Origin of the sequence: Micromonospora mangrovicola, assembly GCF_047200535.1 — a bacterium.
Taxonomy (GTDB): domain Bacteria; phylum Actinomycetota; class Actinomycetes; order Mycobacteriales; family Micromonosporaceae; genus Micromonospora.
Window position 1 is genome coordinate 1 of sequence record NZ_JBJZOG010000251.1, and the last position, 884, is coordinate 884.

Genomic DNA, 884 nt, shown 5'->3' on the forward strand with positions numbered 1-884 from the left:
GCCGTCGTCGTGTGCCAGCGCCGGGGCCTTGCGTCCCGCCCCGCCGCCGCACAGCGCCCGCAGGTCGGCCAGCGTGCCGGCGAACACGTCCCGGTCCACCCCGCCCGAGACGCCGGGCACGCTGCCGCTGGAGGTCCACTGCCAGAGGGTGAAGTGCGACCAGCCGGCCGGCAGGGTGCCGGGAGTGTCGGCGTACCGGGAGTGGAAGAGCGGGTAGCTGCCGAAGGCGGTGCTGCTGCCGGTGCAGGGGTTCCACCAGTTGGGGTTGGTGTAGATCATCGCCTGCTGGCCGGTGCGGACCTTGACCTGATCGACGAACTGGCTGATCCAGGAGACCATGGCGCTGGTCGAGAGGCCGTAGCAGGTCGGCTGGCTCGAGGACCACTCGATGTCCAGCATCGGCGGCAGGGTGGTGCCGTCGGTGCTGTACTGGCTGGCGTCGATCAGGCGGTCGGCCTGGCCGCGCGGGTCGCCCTGGTCGGGACGGCCGAAGTGGTACGCCCCGAAGTAGATGCCGTTGACGCGGGCGCCGCTGCGGTTGGTGAGGTAGGTCGGGTCGCTGTAGCCGGTGCCCTCGGTCGCCTTGGCGTAGGCGAAGTCGACGCCCGAGTCGGCCACCGCGCCCCAGTCGATGGTGCCCTGGTAGTGCGACACGTCGATGCCGGTGACGGAGTAGCCGGTGGGAGCGGCGTGGGCGGCCACCGGCTGCATGCCGACGGCGACCAGCGGGAGGGCCATCATCGAGACGGTCCGGGCCAACCAGGTACGGATACGCATGACGAAGTCCTGTCCATGGGACCGGCCCGGTCCGGGCCGGCGGGTGGGCGGGGAAGGGGGTGGAACGCCGTGGAGGTGGCGGGGCGCCACCCCCACGGCGGTGGGGA

General features: G+C 72.2%; 1 protein-coding gene. It reads right to left on the reverse strand.

The window, feature by feature from the left end:
- On the reverse strand, positions 1 to 777 hold a 777-nt coding region (locus tag ACL02O_RS34325), incomplete at its 3' end, for a GH25 family lysozyme (RefSeq protein ID WP_412822343.1).
- Positions 778 to 884: the final 107 nt, after the last annotated feature.